Source organism: Citrobacter sp. Cy070, from assembly GCF_030332245.1.
GTDB lineage: Bacteria > Pseudomonadota > Gammaproteobacteria > Enterobacterales > Enterobacteriaceae > Citrobacter > Citrobacter youngae.
Map to the genome: position 1 here is coordinate 175,006 of NZ_JAOWIG010000053.1, position 23,371 is coordinate 198,376.

Genomic DNA, 23,371 nt, shown 5'->3' on the forward strand with positions numbered 1-23,371 from the left:
CTTGAACGATTCACCGTTTTTTTCGCTGAGGTAAATATGCCAAGATAATTACGCAAAATTGAGTTTCCTAACCTCGTTCATATATAAGGATTGTTCGATGTCCAACAATGGCTCGTCACCGCTGGTGCTTTGGTATAACCAACTCGGCATGAATGATGTAGACAGAGTTGGGGGCAAAAATGCCTCCCTGGGTGAAATGATTACTAACCTTTCAGGTATGGGCGTTTCCGTACCGAATGGTTTTGCAACGACCGCCGATGCGTTTAACCAGTTTCTGGACCAAAGCGGCGTAAACCAGCGCATTTATGAGCTGCTGGATAAAACGGATATTGACGATGTCACCGAGCTTGCAAAAGCGGGTGCACAGATCCGCCAGTGGATTATCGACACTCCTTTCCAGCCTGAACTGGAAAATGCCGTCCGCGATGCCTACGCGCAGCTGTCAGCGGACGATGCCAATGCTTCTTTTGCCGTGCGTTCCTCCGCTACAGCAGAAGATATGCCAGATGCGTCATTCGCGGGCCAGCAGGAAACGTTCCTCAACGTCCAGGGGTTTGATGCCGTACTGGTTGCTATCAAACACGTGTTTGCCTCGCTGTTTAACGATCGCGCAATCTCCTATCGTGTTCATCAGGGCTATGATCACCGCGGCGTCGCGCTCTCTGCGGGCGTTCAGCGGATGGTGCGCTCAGATCTCGCGTCTTCCGGTGTCATGTTCTCCATCGATACCGAATCCGGTTTCGATCAGGTGGTGTTTATCACGTCTGCATGGGGCCTGGGCGAGATGGTGGTGCAGGGCGCTGTGAACCCGGATGAATTCTACGTGCATAAACCGACGCTGGCGGCTAATCGTCCGTCCATCGTGCGTCGTACTATGGGCTCTAAGAAAATCCGCATGATTTATGCGCCGACTCAGGAGCATGGCAAGCAGGTTACCATTGAAGACGTTCCGCAGGCGCAACGCGATGTTTTCTCACTGACCAACGAGGAAGTGCAGGAACTGGCGAAGCAGGCGGTGCAAATCGAGAAGCATTACGGTCGTCCGATGGACATCGAATGGGCGAAAGACGGTCATACCGGCAAGCTGTTCATTGTACAGGCTCGTCCGGAAACCGTACGTTCTCGCGGCCAGGTGATGGAGCGTTATACGCTGCATGCGCAGGGTAAAATTATTGCTGAAGGTCGTGCCATCGGTCACCGCATTGGCGCGGGTCCGGTCAAAGTCATCCAGGACATCAGCGAAATGAACCGTATCGAGCTAGGCGATGTGCTGGTTACCGACATGACCGACCCGGACTGGGAACCGATCATGAAAAAAGCGGCGGCAATCGTCACCAACCGCGGCGGTCGTACCTGTCACGCGGCGATTATTGCCCGTGAACTGGGAATTCCGGCGGTTGTTGGCTGTGGCGATGCGACCGAACGCATGAAAGACGGTGAGAAGGTCACTGTCTCCTGTGCGGAAGGCGACACTGGCTACGTGTATGCCGACATGCTGGACTTCAGCGTGAAGAGCTCCAGCGTGGAAACCATGCCGGATCTGCCGTTGAAGGTGATGATGAACGTCGGTAACCCGGACCGTGCTTTTGACTTCGCTTGTCTGCCAAACGAAGGTGTCGGCCTGGCGCGCCTCGAATTTATTATCAACCGTATGATTGGCGTGCACCCGCGCGCTCTGCTGGAGTTCGATGACCAGACGCCTGAGCTGCAAAACGAAATCCGCGCCTTGATGAAAGGTTTCGATTCCCCACGTGAATTCTACGTGGGTCGTTTGACGGAAGGGATCGCGACGCTGGGTGCGGCGTTTTATCCAAAACGCGTCATCGTGCGTATGTCTGACTTTAAGTCCAACGAATATGCCAACCTCGTCGGCGGTGAGCGTTATGAACCGCATGAAGAGAACCCGATGCTGGGCTTCCGTGGGGCGGGCCGTTATGTTGCCGATAGCTTCCGCGACTGCTTCGCGCTGGAATGTGATGCCGTAAAACGTGTCCGTAACGACATGGGCCTGACTAACGTTGAAGTGATGGTACCGTTTGTACGTACCGTTGCCCAGGCGAAAGCGGTGGTGGAAGAGCTGGCACGCCAGGGGCTGAAGCGCGGTGAGAACGGGCTGAAGGTAATCATGATGTGTGAGATCCCATCCAACGCCTTGCTGGCTGAACAGTTCCTCGAATACTTCGATGGCTTCTCTATCGGGTCTAACGACATGACACAGCTGGCGCTGGGTCTGGACCGTGACTCTGGCGTGGTTTCTGAACTGTTTGATGAGCGTAACGATGCGGTGAAAGCACTGTTGTCGATGGCGATTCGTGCCGCTAAGAAACAGGGTAAATACGTGGGTATTTGTGGCCAGGGCCCATCTGACCACGAAGACTTCGCGGCCTGGTTGATGGAAGAAGGGATCGACAGCCTGTCGCTCAACCCGGACACCGTTGTGCAGACCTGGCTGAGTCTGGCTGAACTGAACAAGTAACATCATGCCTTATCCGGCCTATTCAACGTAGGCCGGATAAGATGCGCTAGCGTCGCCATCCGGCACTTTATCCTGCAACACTCTCCACGCTCAAACGCTGAATAATATCCTGGCGCAGTTGGTATTTTTGTACTTTACCGGACGCTGTGCGCGGTAATTTCTCTACGATCACAATGTGCTCAGGGTATTTGTACTTTGCCACCCGCTTGCGACTAAAAAAGGCTACCACTGACTCCAGCGACAGCGAATGGTGCGGAGGTTTTAGCACCACATACGCACACGATCTTTCGCCTAAACGATCGTCCGGCATTGCCACAACGCAGGCATCATGGATACGCGGATGCTGCAACAGAATATCCTCGACCTCGCGGCTACTGATATTTTCTCCACCGCGCACAATAATATCTTTCTTACGCCCGGTGATTTTGATGTATCCGGCATCGTCCATTCGGCATAAATCGCCGCTGTAATACCAGCCGTCTTGATCCAGCGCACGGGCGGTGAGTTCGGGTTCATCGAGATAGCCCATAAACACATTGGGCCCGCGGGAGGCCTCTTCTCCTTCCATACCCGCAGGCAACGTGTTACGTGCCTCATCGACGACTTTAATTTCCACGCCGGCTGCGGCATATCCGTCGGTGTTCATCATGCGGGAAAGCGAATCATCCAGATTGACCACCGCGTGCGGCGAGCTTTCTGTTGAGCCATAGACGCTTAAAAGTTTAATGCCGAGCTGCTGACAATCGCGGGCTATTTTTTTCGGAATAGTGGTGCCGCCGCATAAGAAAAAGCGTAATGACGAGAGATCGTAGGGATGTTTTTCCACGCTACACAGCATGTCATAGACGAACGGCGTGGCGCCGAGTACGCAGGTACAGCGCTGCTGTACCAGTAATTCGAGACAGGCTGCTGGAGTAAAAATATCCAGCAGTACGCTGCGTGCGCCAATTAAAAACGGTGCGGTCACGCCATGTAAAAAACCGGTAGCATGGCCAAGTGGCGCGGGCATTAAAAATACATCCAGCCAGGTAAGATTAAGACGGGCACAATAGGCGCGTTCACTGGCCAGGATGTTGTTGTGGGTCAGCATTACCCCTTTGGGCATCCCCTCTGTTCCGGAGGTAAACAGCACCGCAGCCAGCTCATCGGCATGCACACTAATTGGCTGGGTTAATGGTGGTGATAAAAGAAGCTGGCTGAGTGCCAGTGAGTCTGTCGCGGGTGCCAGCTTATCGACGGCAACAATCTGTTGCAGATGCGGCAGCTGGTTTTGCAAGGGCAGGATCAGATCTACCGGCCGGGTTTGTTTAAACAGCGTAGGTGCGAAAAAAATCTTTGCCTTGCATTTGTTCAGTACCCATACCAGCTCGGCTTCGCGCCAGGCAGGAAGTAGTGGTACGGAAACCGCTCCGGTTTTCAGACAGGCCAGATAGATAAGGGTAAATTCACACCAGCCGGGCAGTTGAAAGGCGACGCGGTCACCTGGCTGGATTCCGCAGGCTAACAACCAGGTCGCCAGACAGCTGGCCGCGCTGTCGAGCGCGGCGTAGGTGTATGAATCGCCGTGATTATCGACCACAGCGATTTTGTCCGGCATCGCCTGGGCTGTTTGGCTCCAGTAATCACCCAGCGATGCATCCCCCCAAAACCCTTGTTGTCGATAAGCTTCCCGACGTTCGGCATTAAACGTTAATGTGACACTCATGAGTTATTCCCTGGATAATTTCGGTACACGTCCTGCCGAATAACAGATGTGCTGTATCCGGCGTGCAACAGGCGATACGTGTTAGCCGTAACGGAAATCCACACCAAATGTCCCAACCGGGTATTCCCATTGTTCGAGGATAGTAGAGCCGCACAGAACCCGGCAGGTACCACATTCCAGGCAGCCTGCGGAATCAAAATGAATATTTCCACTTTCGTCCTGCTTATACAGTCCAGCAGGACAGGCTTTCAGCAGTTTGCGAAATTCTTTCATGTCAGGATGTTCGGTAAGGATGATGTGCGGATGCCCCTCATCGACATTGAATTTATTAACGCCCAGTTTGACGTCAACATTTACGGTGTTGTCCTGACTCATAGTGCGGTTGCTCCCTTGATGCCGTCTTTCAGTAGGTTCATCAGCCCAATCTGCTTCGCGTGGGATAAAATGGTCTTGCGAATTGGCTGGTTTGGGCTGCCATCAACGGTGAACATATCGCTCATGATATCGGCCACCATGCGCGGGTATTGGGTAAACAAACGGGGGTTTTCCATTAGCGCGGGGATCTTACGGAAATGCTGTAAATCACGCATCACACAACCCTGTGCAAGGGCGCGTTTGTAGTCCATCAGGCTGTTGGCGGAGAAATCCTGACGTTCTTTCGCTGCAATGGCGGTTTTGGCCGCAGCCTCTGCTGAAGCAATCGCCAAATCCATGCCACGCACGGTGTAACCCAGGTTCAGACAAAAACCGGCGGCGTCGCCGACTATCATCACACCGTCATCAACCAGCTTCGGTACCATCGCCAGGCCGCCTTCCGGCACCATGTGTGCGGAATACTCCAGCAATTCACCGCCGGCGATCAGTGGGCGAATAGTGGGGTGTTGTTTAAAATCTTCCAACATTTGCGGAATGCTTTTTGTCGCATGCCCGATATTGCCCAGACCACATACCAGTCCCAGAGAGACGGAGTCTTTGTTGGTATACAGGAAACCTCCGCCCATCAGGCCATTAGATGGCGAACCGGCAAACAACCAGGCGGCACCTTCATTTCCTGACAGATTAAAACGATCTGCAATGACTGCTGGCGGCAGGCCGATCAGTTCTTTTACGCCAACGGCATAATGATGTGCCGAAGAAGGCGGTACCATTCCCAGTGAACGTCCCAGCATGGAGTTGACGCCATCAGCAAGGATAACGATATTGGCTTCCAGGATATCGTCACCCGCCTGCACGCCAGTGACTTTGTTGCCTTCCCGGATCAGGGAATCGACGCGAACGCCCGGAATAAACTGAGCCCCGGCCTGTTCGGCTTTTTCCATCAACCAGGGATCGAGCCTGTTGCGCAATACGGTATATGAGTCCTGCGCTGGGGTATTGTCTTTTTCACGGTGGAAATCGAGAGTGACAGCACTTTCTTCCGTCAGGAAAGAGATTTTTTCGCGGGTCACTTTCCGTTCGACAGGGGCTTCCTCTGCAAAGCCGGGCATAATGTGCTCCAGGCTATGCGTGTAGAGTCGTCCTCCGGTCATGTTTTTGCTGCCGGCACTGTTTCCGCGCTCAATAACCAGCACGTCCAGCCCGGCCTGGGCCATCACGTAACCTGCTACCGCACCCGCCACGCCAGCACCGACCACAATGGCATCAAATTTTTCATCTGACATGTTCTTTGCTCCTTTCCCGCTGCGAATGCAGCGGGATATGTGCGTTAAATGTGGCCGTTAGCGACTGAGCTGTTCGATAAGGGCCGGGACGACTTTGTAAATGTCACCAACCAGACCGTAATCGGCGTAGTTGAAGATCGGGGCTTTTTTATCTTTATTGATGGCGACTATGATCTTCGCGCCGTTCCCGCCGACCATATGTTGAATTTGCCCTGAAATGCCCAACGTCAGGTACAGATCTGATTTCAACAGCACGCCGGAAACGCCAATATAGCGCTCGCGCTCCATCCAGTTTTCACCTTCGGCAATAGGGCGTGAACAACCCACTTCGGCACCCAGAACGGCGGCAAGATTGCGTACCATCTGCAGGTCGCTCTCGGCCACCAGGCCACGACCGACGCCAACCACGCGTTTGGCTTTGCTGAGATCGACACTGCTGAGAGATTTGGCGCGACGTTCCTGGCAAACAATCTCATGAAGTGGCGTGATATAAGGTGCTGAGATGACAGGGCAAGTGTGCGCAGGATTGGTTTCTGCTGGTTCAAACATACTAGGGGCAAGCGTGATAATCGCCAGCGCGCTATTCAGTTTTTCTTTACCGAATGCCAGACCGCCATACATACGGTGTTCTGCAAACAGCGCACCTGCATCGAGAGTGACCGATGTGGCGTCGTTTACCATCGCCGCATTGAGTTGCATGCTTAACCGCGCGCCCAGTGATTTTGTGCGTTTAGACGCAGGCATCAGCAACAGGCCGGTGTGCGTTTGCAGTAAGGCTGAGACAGTCTCGGCGTAGTTTTCAACACGCTGCAGTTCACTGGCGTGTTCGAGCACGATGATGTCATCGGCACCCAGCGCTTTCACCTGATCGGCCTGTTCGTTGCCCTGCACAATAAGGTGTACCTGCTCGCCCCACTGGCGGGCGGCGGTCATTAATTCCGCATAGCGTTCTACGTTATCGCTAAACACCCATACGTTGGCTAATTTACTCATGATGATTGTTCTCCGTTGGGCTTAGTTCAGGGCTTTTTTCAGATGTTCGGCCAGTTCGGCAATGGCTTCTGCTGAGTCATTTTCCAGAATGATGTGCTTACGTTCTGTCTGCGGTGGAACGCTAAGGCTGACTAATTCCGCCAGCGGTGACGCTGGCGTCCAGCCAATATCGCTGGCCTGCCAGGGGGTGACGGGTTTTTTGCCGGCACCAAGAATAGCTTTCATTGCCGGAATCCGCGGTGTATTGATATCCGAGGTCACGCAAATTACTGCCGGGAGCGGCAGGTCAATGACTTCGACTTCATCTTCAAGGGTTCGCTCAACCAGAATGCGGTCGCCGTTACGTTGGATGTTGCTTACCGCGTTAACCACAGGAAGCTGCAGGAGCTCACCTACCAGTAAACCGACCTGTTGTGCGTAGACATCGCCGGACCCTTCCCCGAACAGCAAAAGATCGAATTTAATGTTTTTAGCCGCACAAGCCAGCGCCTGGGCGGTATCGCGCGGCAGCGCATGCTCCAGCTGAGGGTCCTGCACCATAAACAGGCTATCCGGACCGCGGGATAGCACGTCTTTACGTACTTTAGAGTTTTGCAACAAGGAGCCGCCCACGGTTAAGGCGACAATCTCATCGCCTTCGGCGGTAAGTTGTGTGGCGGCTTCAATCGCATTCAGATCAAATTGACTGATTTTGGCATCGGCCCGATCAAAGTTAAGCGAGCGCTCTGGGGTAATAACAATGTCCTGTTCTTCAGGCACCAACTTAAAGCAGGTTATTATTTTCATGGCATCTCCAGTGAGTCACGTTCGGATGATGACGAAGTGCGTCATTATCGGCAGTAGGGAAAATTTGACTGAAAATAGTGTGCGGCAGAGTGGGGCCTGTTTTCGACGGGGCAATCTGTTTTCATTCCCAACAATCTTGCAGAAAAATGTGCAACGGCGATGCGGAGTTTCTAAGCGAGGAGTAAAAGTTGTGTACGCAAGGTTACACCGTGAAAACAGTAAACGAGGGTGTAATTGAGAAATGCATCCTATTTTTAAGCGATATCTGCCCGCATTTGTTTCTGATATGTAAATCGTTAATGTTGAATTAATAACATTTATTCTTTTCAATTAGTATAAAACGTAAATAACGCACGCTAACAGTGTTCCTGGACAAGAAGTGTCATCTTGCAGACGGCGCAAATAATTTTGTTTCGCTTGGATAGAATATCGTTGTATAACGTGGTTAATCGTTATCATTTAACACTATTAATTTTCCGCACATTTACCATCTAAAGGTGGAGGCTGTCATGTATCAACGATGTTTTGATAATGCCATGGAAACCCTTTTTGAGCAGGGGAAGACCCCCAGATTTTCGCGATTCGTCATCAGTGATGATCCTAACTGGGAGTCGGGCCACCATGTGCATGACAATGAAACCGAACTTATCTATGTCAAAAAAGGTGTCGCGCGCTTAATTATTGATTCTTCACTGTATGTCGCTCACGCCGGGGATATTGTGGTGATAGAACAAGGACGGTTACATGCTGTCGCCTCGGATAGCAACGCACCTGCCACGACCTACACCTGTGCACTGTACGGTTTTCGCTTCAATGGTTGGCAGGATAACCAGCTGTTGCAGTTACACTCGTGTCCGGTCATCAGCGTCGGCCAGGGAAAGGAGGTTATTAAGAGTATTTTTAATGAACTGAGTATTATGATACCGCAGTGTAAAAATAATCTGTCATCCTCTGCTTATGATGCCTTTGCCTACGCATTAACCGTCTTGTATTACGAAAACTTTAAAAATGCTTATCGTTCGGAGCAGGGGTATATTAAAAAAGACGTGTTAATTAAAGATGTTCTGGTGTATTTGAATAACAACTTTCGCGAAAAAATCACACTCGATCAGTTGTCGAAAAAATTTCGCGCCAGTGTGAGTTATATTTGTCACGAATTCACTAAAGAGTATCGTATTTCGCCGATTAATTATGTTATTCAGCGACGGATGACGGAGGCAAAATTTTCGCTGACGAATACGGAAGCGTCGTTAGCGGAAATCTCGTGGCGGGTGGGGTATGAAAATGTTGATCACTTTGCCAAACTCTTCCAGCGACACGTAGGCTGTACTCCCAGCGATTATCGTAAGCAGTTTAAAAATAATCTGACTGAGCAGGAATGCCTGCAGCCGGAAATCTGATTTTCTGGCGTAAGTCCGGATAGCGTTTATCCGCTATCCGGATGATAGTTCGGCTTACTTGTTTTGATAATCTTTCAGGATCTGACGTCCGGCGACGTAGATCATGATTTCATCGGTGCCACCGCCAATGCGTTCGCAGCGTACATCCCGCCAGAACCGGGATACCCGGGCTTCATCGGTATAACCCAGACCACCCATTATCTGAATCGCGTCGTCGATAACTTCCATTGCTGTGCGCGCGCAGTACAGTTTTGCCAGCGCCGCGCTGGTACGCAGTGATTGTTCCTGATCGGCCTGCCAGGCGACTTTCAATACCATATTGCGCATGTTTTCGATTTTAACCGCCATCAGCGCCAGTTTTTCCTGGATCATCTGGTTGTGGCCAATCGGTTTACCAAAGGCGATACGCTGGTTGGCGTAACGTGCGGCATCCTCGAAAGCGCATTCGGCAAAGCCGGTGCTGCGTGCTGCGTTGATCAGTCTCTCCATTTCGAAGTTGTACATCACGTTGAGGAAGCCCATACCCTCTTCGCCGACCATATCACTTTCGTCAACTTCAACGTCATCAAGATAGACTTCGCAGGTACTTAACATGTGCCAGCCGATTTTGTGCAGCGGATTAACTTTGATGCCGGGTTTCTTCGAATCCACCCACCACAGGGTAAAGGCTTTCTTCGGATCTTTCGGCTCGGGATCGCGAGCCAGAACCAGCATATACGGGTACTCTTTGGCACCGGTAATAAAGGTTTTTTGCCCGTTAAGGTACACCTTGCCGTTTTTGCGGGTGTAGCTGGTGGTGGCGCTGTTGTTATCTGAGCCAGCTCCCGGTTCGGTTAACGCCAGCGCATAGGCCGGATCGCCCGTTTCCATGGTGCTTTCAGCGGTTTTACGTAGCTGCTCCGCGGAGCCAAAACGGCGCATACTGTGGATACACTGGCCGTTAGTGATCAGAAAGGCAGGCGCACCGCATTTTGAGACTTCCATCAGCGCCAGCATTTGCGTGACGTAATCTGCCGGAATGCCACCGAACTCTTCCGGCACGCCCAGCATCGAAATACCGTTATCCGCAAGCGCGCGCATAAATTCTTTAGGGTAGGTGGAGGTCTGATCGCAGGTGCGGAAATATTCTTCCGGGAAATTACTGGTGATCAGTTCCCGAATGCTGGCAAGCAGCAGCTCTTGTTCTTCAGTTAATGAAAAGTCCATCAGGGTACTCCTTTTAATTGGCGGCGTCGGGCAAAACAAAACCCATCGTGGCATCGATAAATAATCTTTCGTCCATCAGTTTCAGGTCTGGAGAAATAACGGGGGTGAATTCCATTTTGTCCAGAATGTCTTCTTGTAAAGAAACACCTGGGGCAATTTCCACTAAATGGAGGCCATCTTCTTTTAACGTAAATACGGCGCGTTCGGTGATGTAACGCACATCCAGTCCACGTTCGAGGGCAATTTTTCCACTGAAGGTGATTTCAGGTAATTCGCTAACGAATTTCTTCACCCGACCTTCCTGCACGATATTCAATTTGCCTTCGGCAACATCTGTTTTCAGACTTCCGGCTGTCAGGGTGCCGCAGAAAATAATTTTCTTCGAGGTGGCGCTGATATCAATAAAACCGCCAGTGCCCATGATCTTGCCATTGAATTTATGCACACCGACGTTGCCGTGCTGATCGACTTCGGCGAAACTTAAATAGCACACATCCAGACCGCCACCGTGGTAGAAGTCAAACTGGGAGGTCATATCCAGAATAGCGCGGGTATTGACGTTGGCCCCAAAAGCGATGCCCTGCGAGGTAATACCGCCGATTGGCCCGGTTTCAACCGTCAGTATGAAGTCATCGGCGCAGCCTTCTTCACGCGCGACGAGACCAATACCATCGGCAATTCCTACGCCAACGTTACCCACTGCACCTTTGCGCATTTCGAACAGCGCACGTCTGGCCACCAGTTTACGTTGGTTAAGCGGCAGGGCAGTTTGCAGGCTGTCATCAAGGATGAAATCGCCTGAAATAAAACGGTTAACCGGCGCTCCGCCATACAACTGAGTCTGTTCTGGATCGATAACGACGATATCCACCAGATAGCCAGGGATCCGCACGGCTTTAGGGTGCAGTGTGGCTTTCTTCACCATTTTTTGTACCTGCATCATGACGATGCCGCCGTTGTTATGCACGGCCTGCGCGATGACCAGCGCATCGAGATACATCACTTCATCTTCAAAGGTGGCGTAGCCTTCGCTATCACAGGTTGTGGCGCGAATAAAGGCGATATTCGGCGCAATGGCTTTGTAGTAGAGATACTCTTTGTTATCAATTTCTACCAGTTTGATCAGATCTTCGGTGGTCACTTCATTGAGTTTGCCACCTTGTTGGCGGGGATCGACAAACGTGCCAATGCCGATATCACTCAAAATACCTGGCTGATGGGCCGCAGAGGCACGCAGGGTTTGAGTTAATACGCCTTGTGGATAGTTGTAGGCGGCTATTTTATTTTGTTCCGCGAGGTCGGATATCCGTGGGGATTGTCCCCAGTGACCGCACAACGCCCATTTAACTAAACCTTCCTGTGCCAGTGGACTAATACCCCGGTCTGCACGGTCGCCCAGTCCTGTCGGGCTAATTAGCGACAAATTACGTGGCGATTGGCTATTTTTATATTTCTCGGCTAGTGCATTAATTAATGTTGTGGCTTCAAGTATCCCACCGCCAGCGCCTAATACGCAGAGTGTGGCTTCATCCGGAATATAATCAATTGCGTCAGCTGCAGATAATACCGGTACCCGACCATTTAAGCGTGTTGGTCTTGAAAGTTTCATATAAACTCCAGGTTATATTCGTGCGAATGCCTATCGCTATATTCGATAATAGTATTTTGCGTTATTTGAAAATATTTAATCGTCTGCCAGATATTCGTGGTAAAACGAATATCTGGGGCAGGGCGTTATTTATTGCAATTTAAAAATATTGGGCTATTAAGCCTGGTGTAATATTGTCAGAACGGTACGTAGATCGGTTACGGAGATTTGTCCTGGGGCCGAGGCTTTTTTCACCGCACCAAACGTCGCCGCTGAGCCGAAAACTTCGCCGGACAGTCGTGAGATCACACCGGTTTTCGCCATTGACATGGTAATAATTGGGCGGTCGGCGTAGCGTTCCTGCATTTCCAGCGTTGCGCTAAGCAATGTCAGCACATCCGCTTTGCTTTGCGGCATCAACGCGATTTTGGGAATATCTGCACCAAGTTCCTGCATTTTACGCAGTCGCTGGACAATATCATCGGCTGCTGGTGTCTTGTGAAAATCATGATTCGACATAATAACGAAGACATTTTTTGCGTGCGCATGCTCGACGGTCGCTTTAACCAGTTCATCACCGGTGAAAAGCTCCAGGTCGATCATATCTACCAGACCGCTGTCCACTGCTGCGCGGTTTAATGCAATATAGTTTTCGACGGACAGAGCCTGTTCACCCCCTTCTTTGGCACTACGGAAGGTGAACAGCAACGGTTTATCCGCCATCACATCACGGATCGCACGTGCGGCTTCCAGTACTGCGTCAATGGAAGCGACATCTGCGAAATGGTCAACACGCCATTCCAGGATGTCGAAATCCGCTTCGCGATAGGCCAGTGCTTCGCTTTTTACCGTTGAGATGTCTTTACCCATCAGTGAGACAATGATCTTCGGCGCACCCTCGCCAATCACGAGGTTTCTTACGGTTACGGTTTTCATTGATTACCCTTTAACTATTCACAAATACTGCCCATCAGGCTGCAAAACCCATAACCTGTTTGACATACTCCAGCGGGAAATCTTTCCCGGTCCAGAGCTTGAACTGCTCAGCCCCTTGCCACAACAACATGCCGTAACCATCAATCGTTTTGCAACCGGCATGTTGTGCCTGTTGCAACAACCTGGTCATATGCGGGTTATACACGCATTCGGTCACCAGCAGTTCCGGGCGAAGCAGGGAAACGTCGGTCACAATAGATTCGTTATCCAGCGGTTTCATGCCGACTTTCGTGCCGTTGGTCAAAATATCCGCGCTGGCGAGTGCCTCGGCAAATGCCTGTCGATCGGCAAGGTCGATCACGGTGACAACGCAGTCGGTGTTTTCATTAACACGTTTAGCGAATGCCTGCGCCTTTTCAAAGAACTCATCTTTACGGTTAAAGATCTTAATTTCTTTGATGCCTTCAATGGCTGCCTGAGCGCCAATGGCTGTAGACGCGCCGCCCGCGCCCAACAGTACCATGGTTTTACCTTTAATATCGAAGCCGCTTTCTTTAATCGCGCGAATATGGCCGGTGCCGTCGGTGTTGTAACCACGCAGGTAGCCATCATCATTAACGATGGTGTTGATTGCGCCAACCAGTTTGGCGGCAGGTGTTAATTCATCAACATATTCACAGGCCAACTGTTTATTGGGCATTGATACCCCGGTGCCGCGCATTTTTAACGCTTTTAAACCAGCAATTGCATTAGCAAACGTTGAGTTATCGACTTCAAATGCCATGTAGGTAAAAGGCAGACCCGCTTTTTCTAATGCTTTATTTTGCATTTCAGGGGACAGACTGTGTCTGATAGGGTAGGCCATCAGACCAATCAGTTCATATTTTGCAGTTACGTCCATTTGATACTCCTTCTAAACAATTTATTGAAAATAACGTTCGCCCAACCGCACATCATTTTGGGGGATATCAAATACGCGGTAATAGCGAATAAAGACGATGATGGCGGTGATGAATGCCAGCAGAGCAAATGCAAGGTCCAGCAAAATGATGTATTGCAGGCCGATGTTAGAAAGGTATCCGGTGATCAGTGGGATAATAAAGTTGGCTACACCACCCATCATCATATAAACACTGGTGACTTTGGCTTTGCTCTTCGGGAAAAACTCTGACATCACCGAGACACCGAGCTGTAAAATACCGCCAGCAGCAGAAAAGCCAATCAGAAACGAACCTGCGTTACAAACCAGCGGAGAGGGATACAGATAAATGACCGCAGCGGTAATGCTTGCCAGACCAGCGTTAAAAACGTTAGCCCAAATGGGGCGAACCATTTTCTTCAGGAGGGCAGCAAAGATGAATACGCAGACCAGCGATCCCATGCTGTAGTAAGAGATGGTTTTTAGTGCGTCAGTTTCTGCCATGCCAGCAAATGCCATGGCATATTTCGGCATCCAGACCACGATGACATAAAAGGTTGAGAATGCGGCAACCCCAAACAGCACGGAAGCGACACCTTCCAGCCAGACCAGGGGTTTACTGTTCATCTGTGGCAGATCTTTGGCGAGACCCGCGTCCACCATCTGGCTGGGAAAGCGACTTTTTAACAGCATCAGGGTGATGACCACGAACAGTACACCCGGGATGATGACCGCATAGCCGTACCAGACATGGTTGAGCAGCATGGTGCTGACGACGATGGGGTAAATCATCTGACCAAACGACACCATGGCTTTAACCAGAATAACCGCCGAGCCGGATGCTTTAGGGAAACATTCCATTAACGCCGGATAACCGCCGGTATCCAGCGCTGAATTCGCTACGCCAACGCATACAGCCAGAATAAAGGCAATCATCAGATTGGGGCTGGCGGGAATACCGAAGAAGAACAGCATATATAGAATAACGCCTAACAGAATGATAGCCCGACGACCGAACTTATCTGAGAGAACGCCAAAGAATAAAATACTGACCAGTCGACCAAGACCAATGCCGGAAATTAGATAGGCAATCCCTGCATTATCGGTTGAAAACTTTTCAGCCAGAGAGGTCATGTTTTGCGCCAGTGTGATGACGCTAATGCCGTGTAAAAAATAACTTAAATAAATACAGGTTATCGCCAGAAGAAATGGCGTGTTAAAGGTCTTTTTCTGAGACATTTTTTCACAACTCCTTGCGGATTTTAAAATTATTCTGTGCTCGTCGGTGTAGTTTAAATTTCGGCGACCTTGTGATTAATATACCGGGCAGTAGTTATTGTACCTACATAGCATGGCGTTTAAGTTACCAGGTATATTGCATATCAAACTGTGAAATCTAATTCGTCAGACCGACGTTTTGCCGTTATTTTAAAAATACGTCCAATTATTTTGCAGAAGAGGGGAACAATATTGCACCCGCGTTATTGTGCGAGTGGTGCCATGTTTAACTGACGCTTTGCTGCAAGCCGGCTGCGATAACCAATAAACAGTGCCAACAGGAAACCGAACGCAGCGATACCCGCATCAAACCACATGATGTGCGCAATACTGGTTTCGGAGAGCCTGGCGGTAATCAGTGGGATCGTGAAGGTCGCGATACTGCCCGCGCTGTAGTAAATACCGGTAGCTTTACCTTTCGCCTGCGGGAAGCGAGCGGCCATTAGCGTTAGACCGATTTGCACGACGCCTCCGGCTGATGAGAACCCGATGACAAAGGCGAATGTAATCACGACCCAGGTCGTTGGATGCAGGCAAACTGCCAGCAGCGCGACAAAGGAGATAAAGGTGTACAGCATCAACAGAGACGTGGCACGACCCGCTTTTATCGCCAGGGGAGCAGTAATGAATACGCACAGCAGAGAACCACAGGTGTAAATACTTAACAGCTTGATAGATAACGTATACGGCATACCGGCGACAAACTGACCATACTGTGCCAGCCACTGGCTAACCAGATAAAATGTGGCCATCGAGATATAGCCATACAGGGTGTAACTCCCCAGATCGAGAAGGGAACAACCATGCTTCGGCTGAATAGGTTCCTGTAAAGAGGATGATGGCATGATGGAATGCTTCGGCCCCGGATGTGCAGGGAAGCGGCAGCGAAACAAAAATATGCCGTTGACCGCCATAATTCCCGCCGCCAGCAAGAAAGACCAGCCAAACCAGAGTTCAGCCCACACCAGCAGGCTGATAACCATCGGCAACAGAAACTGGCCGCTGGACACAAAGGCTTTAATCAGGATATTGGCGGTGCCGGGTGAACGGGGGAAGGCTTCCATCAGGCTGGGGTAGGTTCCGGCATCAAGAAAACTGTTTGCCATTCCCGCTAAAAAACCGAAGGCGTAGGCAATCACAATGCTGTGAGTATTGATGATGCCAAAAAAGAAGATGAGGTAGCAGATCATGCCAAAAATGATAAACGGTCTGCGGCCATAGCGATCGGAGAGCATGCCTGCAACTAATAAGACGCTTAACCGACCGATACCAAGGGAGGAGATGACAATCGAGACCCCAGCTGCATTGGTTTGCCACTGCTGTTCAAGTGAGGACATATTGAGGGACATCAGAATGACCCCCATACCGTGTACCAGGTAATTAAGGTAGAGCCCTATCGCAGTAGAGAAATAGGTGTTTTTCATAATGTGTTACTCGGCGAAGAGGCTAAATGGATGTTGTATTTTGTGTCGCCTAGGGCGTGTTAGCCCAAATAGTATGCAGACTGCGCGTGAGCGAGGGCATAATGTCGGGTGCCCGTGTTGCAACGTAGTGCTGGCGTTATGACCGCCTAACACAAACGCTCGAGGTTGTGTGCATAGAGCTCCACTGCAGCAGATTGGTAGATTTTCCAGTCGAGAAAATTGTCGTGGTGATAAACTGCCTGAAAAGAAACCAGATCGGGGAAAAAACGCATTGTGTTATTACCAATACGATTATTTATTTTTTCGATGATCGCGTTAATTCTTAACTTTCTCTTTGCTTTCATTTCTGCACAAATGCGCGCGATGTTTTCCGGGATTTCTTTTTCCCCACTTTCCCATTGTTGCCAGGCAACAATGTCGCCATCACGCGCGATATACGCGGCGCTTTCTTCTACCGTCATAGCAAAAATATGGCGGATAGCCTGCAATTCTAATGCGTTCATTATTTCATCACTTAATAAAAGACGGTGGAATAGTAATAACATTGTTGTGGATATTTCGGCTTGAAGAGAGTCACAGTATCTTGTGCAATATTATTTGTTATTAATCTGTGAAGTTGGTGCATTTGGCGTGAGAGTGAAATAAAACAATTGGCTAGCTGATGTGATGTAGGCCGTGATGGGACGTGGAAATGCAGGATAAAAAAAAGCCCATCGTGGGAGATGGGCAAAGACTACACACAGCAATTCGTTGTTTCACTCAGGGGATTTCCATGCTTATAAATCAATGTGTTGATCTAAAGCCTTGAGGTAATAGTAGGCATGCTGGTTTTTCACGTCGATCAGATTCATCTCAATAGTTTAAAAACTGTAAAGAATTTGCGACATAAATGAGTACTCCCACAGGGCTGGGGCTGGGGTTGGTTCGGGGAGCTGCGATGTATTTATCAGCAATAGTAAACAATCAGGCGGCAATGTTGCCGCCTGATGTTGTATTACTTATTGCTTTCGATTTCAGCGATTTCTTCGAGAATTTTATCCGGGTCAGTGCCCGGTGCAGGGGCTTCATTGACCCATGCGGAGAACAGGCGCCATGAAACAGCCAGTACCACTGGGCCGATAAACAGACCAATCATACCGAATGCAATCAACCCGCCGATAACCCCGGAAAGAATAAGGATCAACGGCAAATCAGCCCCCATACGGATCAGCATGGGACGAATAACGTTATCCAGTGTTCCGACCACGCCACTCCACACCAACAGCACCGTGCCCCAGGTAGAATCACCTGTCCAGTAAAGCCAGATAATGGCCGGAATCAGCACCGGTAAAGGCCCCAGTTGCACCAGACAGGAGAGGATCATCAACACCGCCAGTAGCGTCGCGTAAGGTACCCCCGTTACCGCCAGACCAATACCGCCGAGGACGGCCTGTACCAGCGCGGTGACGACCACGCCTAATGCAACCGCACGAATGGCCTGTGCTGCCAACAGGATTGCCGCGTCACCGCGTTTTGATGCAAGACGGCAGGCGAAGTGGCGAATGCCTAGCGCCACCTGCTCACCGCGCCAGTACAGCAGGGCGCTGAATAGCAACATCAAGCCACAGTGCATCATAAAGCGGCCAATATGCGCGGCCTGACCAACAAACCAGGTGGTTGTGGTACCGATATAGGGACGAACCTTAGCCATGATAGCCGAACCGCCCATATCCAACAGGCTGTGCCATGCGCCATAGAGTTTGGCACCCACCAGAGGAATACTGTTTAACCACGCCAGATCCGGCAGCGTCATATCACCGGCGGTAACGGCATGAATCAGGGGACCACTGCCATCAACGATGCTGTTGACCAACAGAGCGATAGGAATAATAAATAACAGAACTAACAACAGGGTCATCACCAGCACGGCCAGCGAACGGCGTCCCCACAGCAATTTTTGTATACGTATCAGGATGGGCCAGGTCGCAATGACCACCGTACCTGCCCAGGCAAAACCGAGGATAAAGGGTTGCACAATCCAGAGACAGGCCACAATCATGATGGCTAAAAACAGCACCGATAGCAGCACTTGTGCAATATCCCTGGGCTGACGGAAATTTACCATAAATACTTTTCACCTTTGTCTTTGCGTCAGAACGTTGACGCGACGTGAACACGTTAATCACACTCTATAATGATGAGCAATTTCAGCGGTTTTGAACAGGCGGATTCTGCCTGTAAATCTGCTGAGCGTATTAGAAAAAAATGTGATACAACAAACAAAGCAACACGCAAACGATTAAATTCACAACACAGACCGCAGGAAAGGGTCACTATAATGATTCCACAAATTTCTCAGGCGCCAGGTGTCGTTCAACTGGTGCTCAATTTTTTGCAGGCGCTGGAGCAGCAAGGGTTCACGGGCGATACGGCAACGAGCTATGCCGATCGTCTGACAATGTCGACGGATAACAGTATCTATCAGCTTCTGCCTGATGCCGTGGTTTTCCCTCGTTCGACGGCTGATGTGGCGCTTATCGCCCGCCTGGCGTCAGAACCGCTCTTTTCGTCGTTGATTTTTACCCCTCGCGGCGGCGGCACAGGCACCAACGGGCAGGCGCTTAATCAGGGCATTATTGTTGATATGTCCCGTTACATGAGCCGCATCATTGAAATCAATGTGCAGGAAGGTTGGGTGCGGGTAGAGGCGGGGGTGATAAAAGATCAGCTTAACCAATATCTGAAACCCTACGGCTATTTCTTTGCGCCTGAATTGTCCACCAGTAACCGGGCGACGTTGGGGGGAATGATCAACACCGACGCTTCCGGGCAAGGTTCGCTGGTCTACGGTAAAACCTCCGATCACGTGCTGGGTATTCGCGCGGTATTGATGGGCGGGGATATTCTCGATACCCAGCCGATGCCGGTTGAATTTGCCGAAATGCTCGGTAAAAACAATACGGCGATTGGGCGCATCTATAAGACGGTTTATGAACGGTGTCGTGAGAACCGGCAGTTGATCATTGACAAGTTTCCAAAGCTCAATCGCTTTTTAACCGGCTACGACCTGCGGCACGTCTTCAATGATGAGATGACCGAGTTTGATTTAACCCGCATCCTTACGGGTTCCGAAGGTACGCTGGCATTTATCACCGAATCCCGCCTTGATATCACGCCGCTGCCTAAAGTTCGGCGACTGGTCAACGTCAAATACGATTCGTTTGACTCTGCATTGCGTAATGCGCCAGTGATGGTGGAAGCGCGCGCGCTGTCGGTCGAAACCGTCGATTCAAAAGTGCTTAATCTGGCGCGTGAAGATATTGTCTGGCACTCCGTCAGCGAATTGATTACCGATGTCCCGGATAAAGAGATGCTCGGGCTGAATATCGTCGAGTTTGCTGGTGACGATGAAGCATTAATTGATTCTCAGGTCAGTGCGCTGTGTGAACGTCTGGACGGGCTAATTGCCCGGCAGGAAGCCGGCGTAATTGGCTGGCAGCTGTGTACCGAACTGGCTGGTGTCGAGCGCATCTACGCCATGCGGAAAAAGGCCGTTGGTCTGCTGGGTAATGCCAAAGGCTCTGCGAAGCCGATTCCGTTTGCCGAAGATACCTGCGTACCGCCGGAACACCTGGCCGACTATATTGCCGAGTTCCGTGCGCTACTCGATAGTCATGGCCTGAGCTATGGCATGTTTGGTCACGTGGATGCCGGGGTGCTGCACGTCAGACCCGCGCTGGATATGTGCGATCCGCAACAAGAAGTGCTGATGAAACGCATCTCTGATGATGTGGTGGCGCTGACGGCCAAATACGGTGGTCTGCTATGGGGCGAACACGGGAAAGGTTTCCGTGCTGAGTACAGCCCGGCATTCTTTGGCGAGGAACTGTATCGCGAACTGCGCAAAGTGAAGTCGGCGTTTGATCCGCAAAACCGGCTCAATCCGGGGAAAATTTGCCCTCCGGAAGCCATCGATGCGCCAATGATGAAAGTGGATGCGGTTAAACGTGGAACTTACGATCGTCAAATCCAGCTGGCCGTTCGACAGGAGTGGCGTGGGGCAATGGAGTGTAACGGCAACGGGTTATGCTTTAACTTCGATGCCAAAAGCCCGATGTGTCCGTCGATGAAAATTAGCCTCAATCGCATTCACTCGCCAAAAGGGCGGGCAACGCTGGTACGGGAATGGTTGCGTCTGTTGGCCGATCGTGGGATCGACCCCGTGAAACTGGAAAAAGAGTTGCCAGAAAAACGTGCCAGTTTACGTACGCTAATCGCCCGAACCCGGAACAGCTGGCATGCACGTAAGGGCGAGTATGATTTCTCGCATGAAGTGAAAGAGGCGATGTCCGGGTGTTTGGCATGTAAAGCCTGTTCTACGCAGTGCCCGATAAAAATTGACGTTCCGGAATTCCGCTCGCGCTTCCTGCAGCTGTATCACACGCGCTATCTGCGCCCGCTTCGCGATCACATGGTCGCCACCGTTGAGAGTTATGCACCGCTGATGGCGCGCGCACCTAAAACGTTCAACTTTTTCATCAATCAACCACTGGTACGTAATCTGGCTAAAAAACACATCGGCATGGTGGATTTGCCGCTGTTGTCTGCACCATCATTACAACGACAGCTGGTCGGGCATCGTTCGGCCAATATGACGCTGGAACAGCTTGAAGCTCTCAGCCAGGAGCAAAAAGCACGTACGGTGCTGGTGGTGCAGGACCCTTTCACCAGCTATTACGATGCAAAGGTAGTGGCTGATTTCATCCGACTGGTAGAAAAATTGGGTTTGCAGCCGGTGTTGTTGCCATTCTCGCCTAACGGCAAAGCGCAGCATATAAAGGGCTTTTTAAACCGGTTTGCAAAAACGGCGAAAAAGACCGCTGAATTCCTCAACCGGGTGGCAAAGCTGAATATCCCAATGGTCGGTGTCGATCCGGCGCTGGTGCTATGTTATCGCGATGAATACACGCTGGCGCTCGGCGAGCAGCGCGGTGATTTCCATGTCTTACTGGTCAATGAGTGGTTATCGGCTGTACTAGCGTCACAACCGCCGGTCGCTATCGGTGGCGAACCGTGGTACTTCTTCGGACACTGTACCGAAGTGACCGCTCTGCCGGGAGCGCCTGCGCAGTGGGCCGCGATTTTTGCCCGGTTTGGGGCCAAACTGGAAAACGTCAGCGTGGGGTGCTGCGGGATGGCGGGCACCTATGGTCACGAAGTGAAGAATCATCAGAACTCACTGGGGATCTATGAGTTATCATGGCACCAGGCAATGCAACGATTGCCGCGTAACCGTTGTCTGGCTGCCGGGTATTCATGTCGAAGCCAGGTTAAACGCGTAGAAGGCACAGGCGTTCGCCACCCATTACAGGCATTACTGGAGATTATAGGATGATCTGGAAACGTGAAGTCACACTCGAGGCGCTCAACGCCATGGGTGAAGGAAATATGGTCGGGCTGCTCGATATTCGTTTTGTGCATATCGGTGACAATACTCTGGAAGCCACAATGCCCGTGGACCATCGCACCAAACAACCCTTTGGTTTGCTGCACGGCGGGGCGTCTGTCGTGCTGGCTGAGAGCATTGGCTCGGTGGCTGGATATCTGTGTACGATGGGCACTCAAAAAGTGGTGGGCCTTGAGATTAACGCCAACCACGTTCGTTCTGCACGTGAAGGGCTCGTCAGAGGGGTGTGCAGCCCTGTGCATACCGGTTCACGTCATCAGGTGTGGCAAATCGAGATCTTTGATGAGCAGGGGCGGTTATGCTGCACCTCGCGACTGACGACCGCTATTTTGTGAAGCATGTTGAGTTTGGTCATTATCTGCGCAGGTAATGGTGTTATACTGTGCAGGTTCTGAACACAAGCGAGGATGATATGTCTACCCAATTAGACCCGGCCCAACTGGCAATAGAATTTTTACGTCGTGATAAAACCGATCTTTCACCAGCTCAGTACCTGAAAAGATTGAAACAATTAGAGCTGGAGTTTGCCGATTTATTAACGCTCTCTTCGACTGAACTGAAAGAAGAGATCTATTTTGCCTGGCGCCTGGGCGTTCATTGATTCCGGTATGCCTGTCGTAATAAAAACCCCGACACATGTGTTCGGGGTTATTTTTTGCCTTAAACCTTGTTTACCACTTCATCTCACCGGTATTCACTTTCGCACTCAGCTCCAGAGAGCTTTCGTCTGCAAGGCCCGGCCATGCTGCGGTCATTGTTTTTATCACGTAGGCTGAACCTTTTTTCGCGCCCAGCGCCTGCTCAAACGACTGCAAATAATCCTGGGTGAAGTGAATCGCTTTATCACCCGTCGGGCGTTCACCAATATAATGACCGGGAATCACCTGAGTGGGATGTAATTGCTGCATTTCACTCAGCACGTTTCGCCATGCCGTGCGCTCTGCCGATGACTGCGTGTCCGCTGTCCAGACGTGAATACCTGAAGCGATACCGGTTCCGCCAATGATGGCGCGGTTCGCCGGGATCCAGACATACGCCGCATAGTCATTAGGATGGCGTAATTCCAGCGTTTCGCCATCAACCGTAAAGCGTGTTTGCGTGGTGGCCTGCGGTACAGTGAGCGATGTTGGCGCACCATCTTTCATCTGTGGGCCCCAGAACTGTAATTTGGCTTCTTTGGTGGCACGAATATGATCCACCACGTGCGGCGTAGCCAACACCTTGACACCGGGGAAGGCTTTGACAAGTGGCTCAAGGCCAAAGTAGAAATCCGGATCGCCAGACGTGATCACAATGGCTTTCAGCGTCTTACCGCTGGTGCGAATCAGTTGCACCAGTTTTTCACTGTCTTTGGTGCTGAATTGGGCATCAAACAAAATCGCTTCTTTCGGGCCGGACACCAGCGTAGAAGAGACCGGGAAAATAGCCTTTTCCTGCGGATTGTAGACATCCAGCTGTAGTGGAGCGGCAAATGCCGAAGAGGCAAACAGGGGTAACAGCATAGCCAGTGTATTGATTTTCATAACGGGGAACCTTGTGCAGGACATTGTCTT

Annotated in this window: 19 protein-coding genes and 1 other RNA gene; 5 read left to right on the plus strand and 15 right to left on the minus strand. The window is 50.8% G+C overall.

Annotated elements, in window-relative coordinates; genetic code table 11:
* Window positions 1-97: 97 nt before the first annotated feature.
* Window positions 98-2,476 (plus strand): phosphoenolpyruvate synthase, encoded by a 2,379-nt coding sequence (ppsA, locus tag OGY19_RS08295; RefSeq protein WP_115602126.1) that lies wholly within the window; start codon window positions 98-100, stop codon window positions 2,474-2,476.
* 67 nt (window positions 2,477-2,543) lie between these two features.
* On the opposite strand, the gene fadK is transcribed toward ppsA, so the two are convergent.
* The 5 genes from fadK to OGY19_RS08320 form a co-directional block, all read right to left on the minus strand.
* Window positions 2,544-4,181, minus strand: coding sequence for a medium-chain fatty-acid--CoA ligase (gene fadK, locus OGY19_RS08300; RefSeq protein WP_115602125.1), 1,638 nt, complete (start codon window positions 4,179-4,181; stop codon window positions 2,544-2,546).
* Between the two features lie 81 nt (window positions 4,182-4,262).
* Window positions 4,263-4,556 (minus strand): ferredoxin family protein, encoded by a 294-nt coding sequence (locus tag OGY19_RS08305; RefSeq protein ID WP_048211858.1) that lies wholly within the window; start codon window positions 4,554-4,556, stop codon window positions 4,263-4,265.
* Window positions 4,553-5,842 carry an FAD-dependent oxidoreductase gene (locus tag OGY19_RS08310; protein WP_115602124.1) on the minus strand — a complete coding sequence of 430 codons (1,290 nt, stop codon included), beginning with the start codon at window positions 5,840-5,842 and terminating at the stop codon, window positions 4,553-4,555. Before OGY19_RS08310 ends, OGY19_RS08305 begins: the two co-directional genes overlap by 4 nt.
* A 57-nt stretch (window positions 5,843-5,899) precedes the next feature.
* Entirely contained in the window at window positions 5,900-6,835 is a 936-nt protein-coding gene (locus OGY19_RS08315) for an electron transfer flavoprotein subunit alpha (protein ID WP_115602123.1), read from the minus strand.
* A gap of 21 nt (window positions 6,836-6,856) precedes the next feature.
* On the minus strand, window positions 6,857-7,621 hold the full coding sequence (locus tag OGY19_RS08320; protein WP_286596324.1) for an electron transfer flavoprotein: 765 nt from the start codon (window positions 7,619-7,621) through the stop codon (window positions 6,857-6,859).
* Window positions 7,622-8,130: 509 nt separating this feature from the next.
* Here OGY19_RS08320 and OGY19_RS08325 point away from each other — a divergent pair.
* On the plus strand, window positions 8,131-9,021 hold the full coding sequence (locus tag OGY19_RS08325; protein WP_048211854.1) for an AraC family transcriptional regulator: 891 nt from the start codon (window positions 8,131-8,133) through the stop codon (window positions 9,019-9,021).
* Between the two features lie 54 nt (window positions 9,022-9,075).
* Here OGY19_RS08325 and OGY19_RS08330 read toward each other — a convergent pair whose 3' ends face one another.
* The 9 genes from OGY19_RS08330 to ydiK all read right to left on the minus strand — a co-directional run bounded on the left by OGY19_RS08330 (window position 9,076) and on the right by ydiK (window position 18,476).
* A complete protein-coding gene (locus OGY19_RS08330) occupies window positions 9,076-10,227 on the minus strand; it encodes an acyl-CoA dehydrogenase (RefSeq protein ID WP_040233722.1) in 1,152 nt (383 codons plus the stop codon).
* 13 nt (window positions 10,228-10,240) lie between these two features.
* Window positions 10,241-11,836: an acyl CoA:acetate/3-ketoacid CoA transferase gene (locus OGY19_RS08335; RefSeq protein ID WP_115602122.1), complete on the minus strand. Its 1,596-nt coding sequence runs from the start codon at window positions 11,834-11,836 to the stop codon at window positions 10,241-10,243.
* 156 nt (window positions 11,837-11,992) lie between these two features.
* Entirely contained in the window at window positions 11,993-12,751 is a 759-nt protein-coding gene (aroD, locus tag OGY19_RS08340; protein WP_048211851.1) for a type I 3-dehydroquinate dehydratase, read from the minus strand.
* Window positions 12,752-12,785: 34 nt separating this feature from the next.
* Window positions 12,786-13,652 (minus strand): quinate/shikimate dehydrogenase, encoded by an 867-nt coding sequence (gene ydiB / locus OGY19_RS08345; protein ID WP_048211850.1) that lies wholly within the window; start codon window positions 13,650-13,652, stop codon window positions 12,786-12,788.
* Between the two features lie 21 nt (window positions 13,653-13,673).
* Window positions 13,674-14,909, minus strand: coding sequence for an MFS transporter (locus OGY19_RS08350; RefSeq protein ID WP_061067799.1), 1,236 nt, complete (start codon window positions 14,907-14,909; stop codon window positions 13,674-13,676).
* A 242-nt stretch (window positions 14,910-15,151) separates the two neighbouring features.
* The gene (locus OGY19_RS08355) at window positions 15,152-16,372 is read right to left on the minus strand and encodes an MFS transporter (protein WP_199962783.1); all 1,221 of its coding nucleotides are present in this window, start codon (window positions 16,370-16,372) and stop codon (window positions 15,152-15,154) included.
* Between the two features lie 146 nt (window positions 16,373-16,518).
* Window positions 16,519-16,875, minus strand: a complete 357-nt coding sequence (locus tag OGY19_RS08360; RefSeq protein ID WP_061067800.1) for a YdiL family protein — start codon at window positions 16,873-16,875, stop codon at window positions 16,519-16,521.
* Between the two features lie 195 nt (window positions 16,876-17,070).
* Window positions 17,071-17,178: antisense sRNA RprA (rprA, locus tag OGY19_RS08365), an RNA gene on the minus strand.
* A 188-nt stretch (window positions 17,179-17,366) separates the two neighbouring features.
* The gene (gene ydiK, locus OGY19_RS08370) at window positions 17,367-18,476 is read right to left on the minus strand and encodes an AI-2E family transporter YdiK (RefSeq protein WP_048211846.1); all 1,110 of its coding nucleotides are present in this window, start codon (window positions 18,474-18,476) and stop codon (window positions 17,367-17,369) included.
* A 213-nt stretch (window positions 18,477-18,689) separates the two neighbouring features.
* Between ydiK and ydiJ the strand changes: the two genes are divergently transcribed.
* The 3 genes from ydiJ to OGY19_RS08385 all read left to right on the plus strand — a co-directional run bounded on the left by ydiJ (window position 18,690) and on the right by OGY19_RS08385 (window position 22,419).
* Window positions 18,690-21,746, plus strand: coding sequence for a D-2-hydroxyglutarate dehydrogenase YdiJ (ydiJ, locus tag OGY19_RS08375; RefSeq protein WP_286596328.1), 3,057 nt, complete (start codon window positions 18,690-18,692; stop codon window positions 21,744-21,746).
* Window positions 21,743-22,153, plus strand: a complete 411-nt coding sequence (gene menI, locus OGY19_RS08380; protein WP_005120251.1) for a 1,4-dihydroxy-2-naphthoyl-CoA hydrolase — start codon at window positions 21,743-21,745, stop codon at window positions 22,151-22,153. The genes ydiJ and menI overlap by 4 nt, the downstream gene beginning before the upstream one ends.
* Before the next feature lie 77 nt (window positions 22,154-22,230).
* The gene (locus OGY19_RS08385; RefSeq protein WP_005120249.1) at window positions 22,231-22,419 is read left to right on the plus strand and encodes a YdiH family protein; all 189 of its coding nucleotides are present in this window, start codon (window positions 22,231-22,233) and stop codon (window positions 22,417-22,419) included.
* Window positions 22,420-22,489: 70 nt separating this feature from the next.
* On the opposite strand, the gene OGY19_RS08390 is transcribed toward OGY19_RS08385, so the two are convergent.
* Window positions 22,490-23,341 carry a Vmh family MBL fold metallo-hydrolase gene (locus OGY19_RS08390; RefSeq protein WP_101741696.1) on the minus strand — a complete coding sequence of 284 codons (852 nt, stop codon included), beginning with the start codon at window positions 23,339-23,341 and terminating at the stop codon, window positions 22,490-22,492.
* Window positions 23,342-23,371: the final 30 nt, after the last annotated feature.

Coding starts and splice junctions, on each gene's coding strand:
- OGY19_RS08355 (WP_199962783.1), bottom strand. CDS start 16,372: ATGAAAAACACCTATTTCTCTACTGCGATAGGGCTCTACCTTAATTAC.
- ydiJ (WP_286596328.1), top strand. CDS start 18,690: ATGATTCCACAAATTTCTCAGGCGCCAGGTGTCGTTCAACTGGTGCTC.
- OGY19_RS08335 (WP_115602122.1), bottom strand. CDS start 11,836: ATGAAACTTTCAAGACCAACACGCTTAAATGGTCGGGTACCGGTATTA.
- ydiK (WP_048211846.1), bottom strand. CDS start 18,476: ATGGTAAATTTCCGTCAGCCCAGGGATATTGCACAAGTGCTGCTATCG.
- OGY19_RS08390 (WP_101741696.1), bottom strand. CDS start 23,341: ATGAAAATCAATACACTGGCTATGCTGTTACCCCTGTTTGCCTCTTCG.
- aroD (WP_048211851.1), bottom strand. CDS start 12,751: ATGAAAACCGTAACCGTAAGAAACCTCGTGATTGGCGAGGGTGCGCCG.
- OGY19_RS08325 (WP_048211854.1), top strand. CDS start 8,131: ATGTATCAACGATGTTTTGATAATGCCATGGAAACCCTTTTTGAGCAG.
- OGY19_RS08305 (WP_048211858.1), bottom strand. CDS start 4,556: ATGAGTCAGGACAACACCGTAAATGTTGACGTCAAACTGGGCGTTAAT.
- ydiB (WP_048211850.1), bottom strand. CDS start 13,652: ATGGACGTAACTGCAAAATATGAACTGATTGGTCTGATGGCCTACCCT.
- fadK (WP_115602125.1), bottom strand. CDS start 4,181: ATGAGTGTCACATTAACGTTTAATGCCGAACGTCGGGAAGCTTATCGA.
- OGY19_RS08360 (WP_061067800.1), bottom strand. CDS start 16,875: ATGAACGCATTAGAATTGCAGGCTATCCGCCATATTTTTGCTATGACG.
- OGY19_RS08385 (WP_005120249.1), top strand. CDS start 22,231: ATGTCTACCCAATTAGACCCGGCCCAACTGGCAATAGAATTTTTACGT.
- OGY19_RS08330 (WP_040233722.1), bottom strand. CDS start 10,227: ATGGACTTTTCATTAACTGAAGAACAAGAGCTGCTGCTTGCCAGCATT.
- OGY19_RS08315 (WP_115602123.1), bottom strand. CDS start 6,835: ATGAGTAAATTAGCCAACGTATGGGTGTTTAGCGATAACGTAGAACGC.
- OGY19_RS08310 (WP_115602124.1), bottom strand. CDS start 5,842: ATGTCAGATGAAAAATTTGATGCCATTGTGGTCGGTGCTGGCGTGGCG.
- menI (WP_005120251.1), top strand. CDS start 21,743: ATGATCTGGAAACGTGAAGTCACACTCGAGGCGCTCAACGCCATGGGT.
- OGY19_RS08350 (WP_061067799.1), bottom strand. CDS start 14,909: ATGTCTCAGAAAAAGACCTTTAACACGCCATTTCTTCTGGCGATAACC.
- ppsA (WP_115602126.1), top strand. CDS start 98: ATGTCCAACAATGGCTCGTCACCGCTGGTGCTTTGGTATAACCAACTC.
- OGY19_RS08320 (WP_286596324.1), bottom strand. CDS start 7,621: ATGAAAATAATAACCTGCTTTAAGTTGGTGCCTGAAGAACAGGACATT.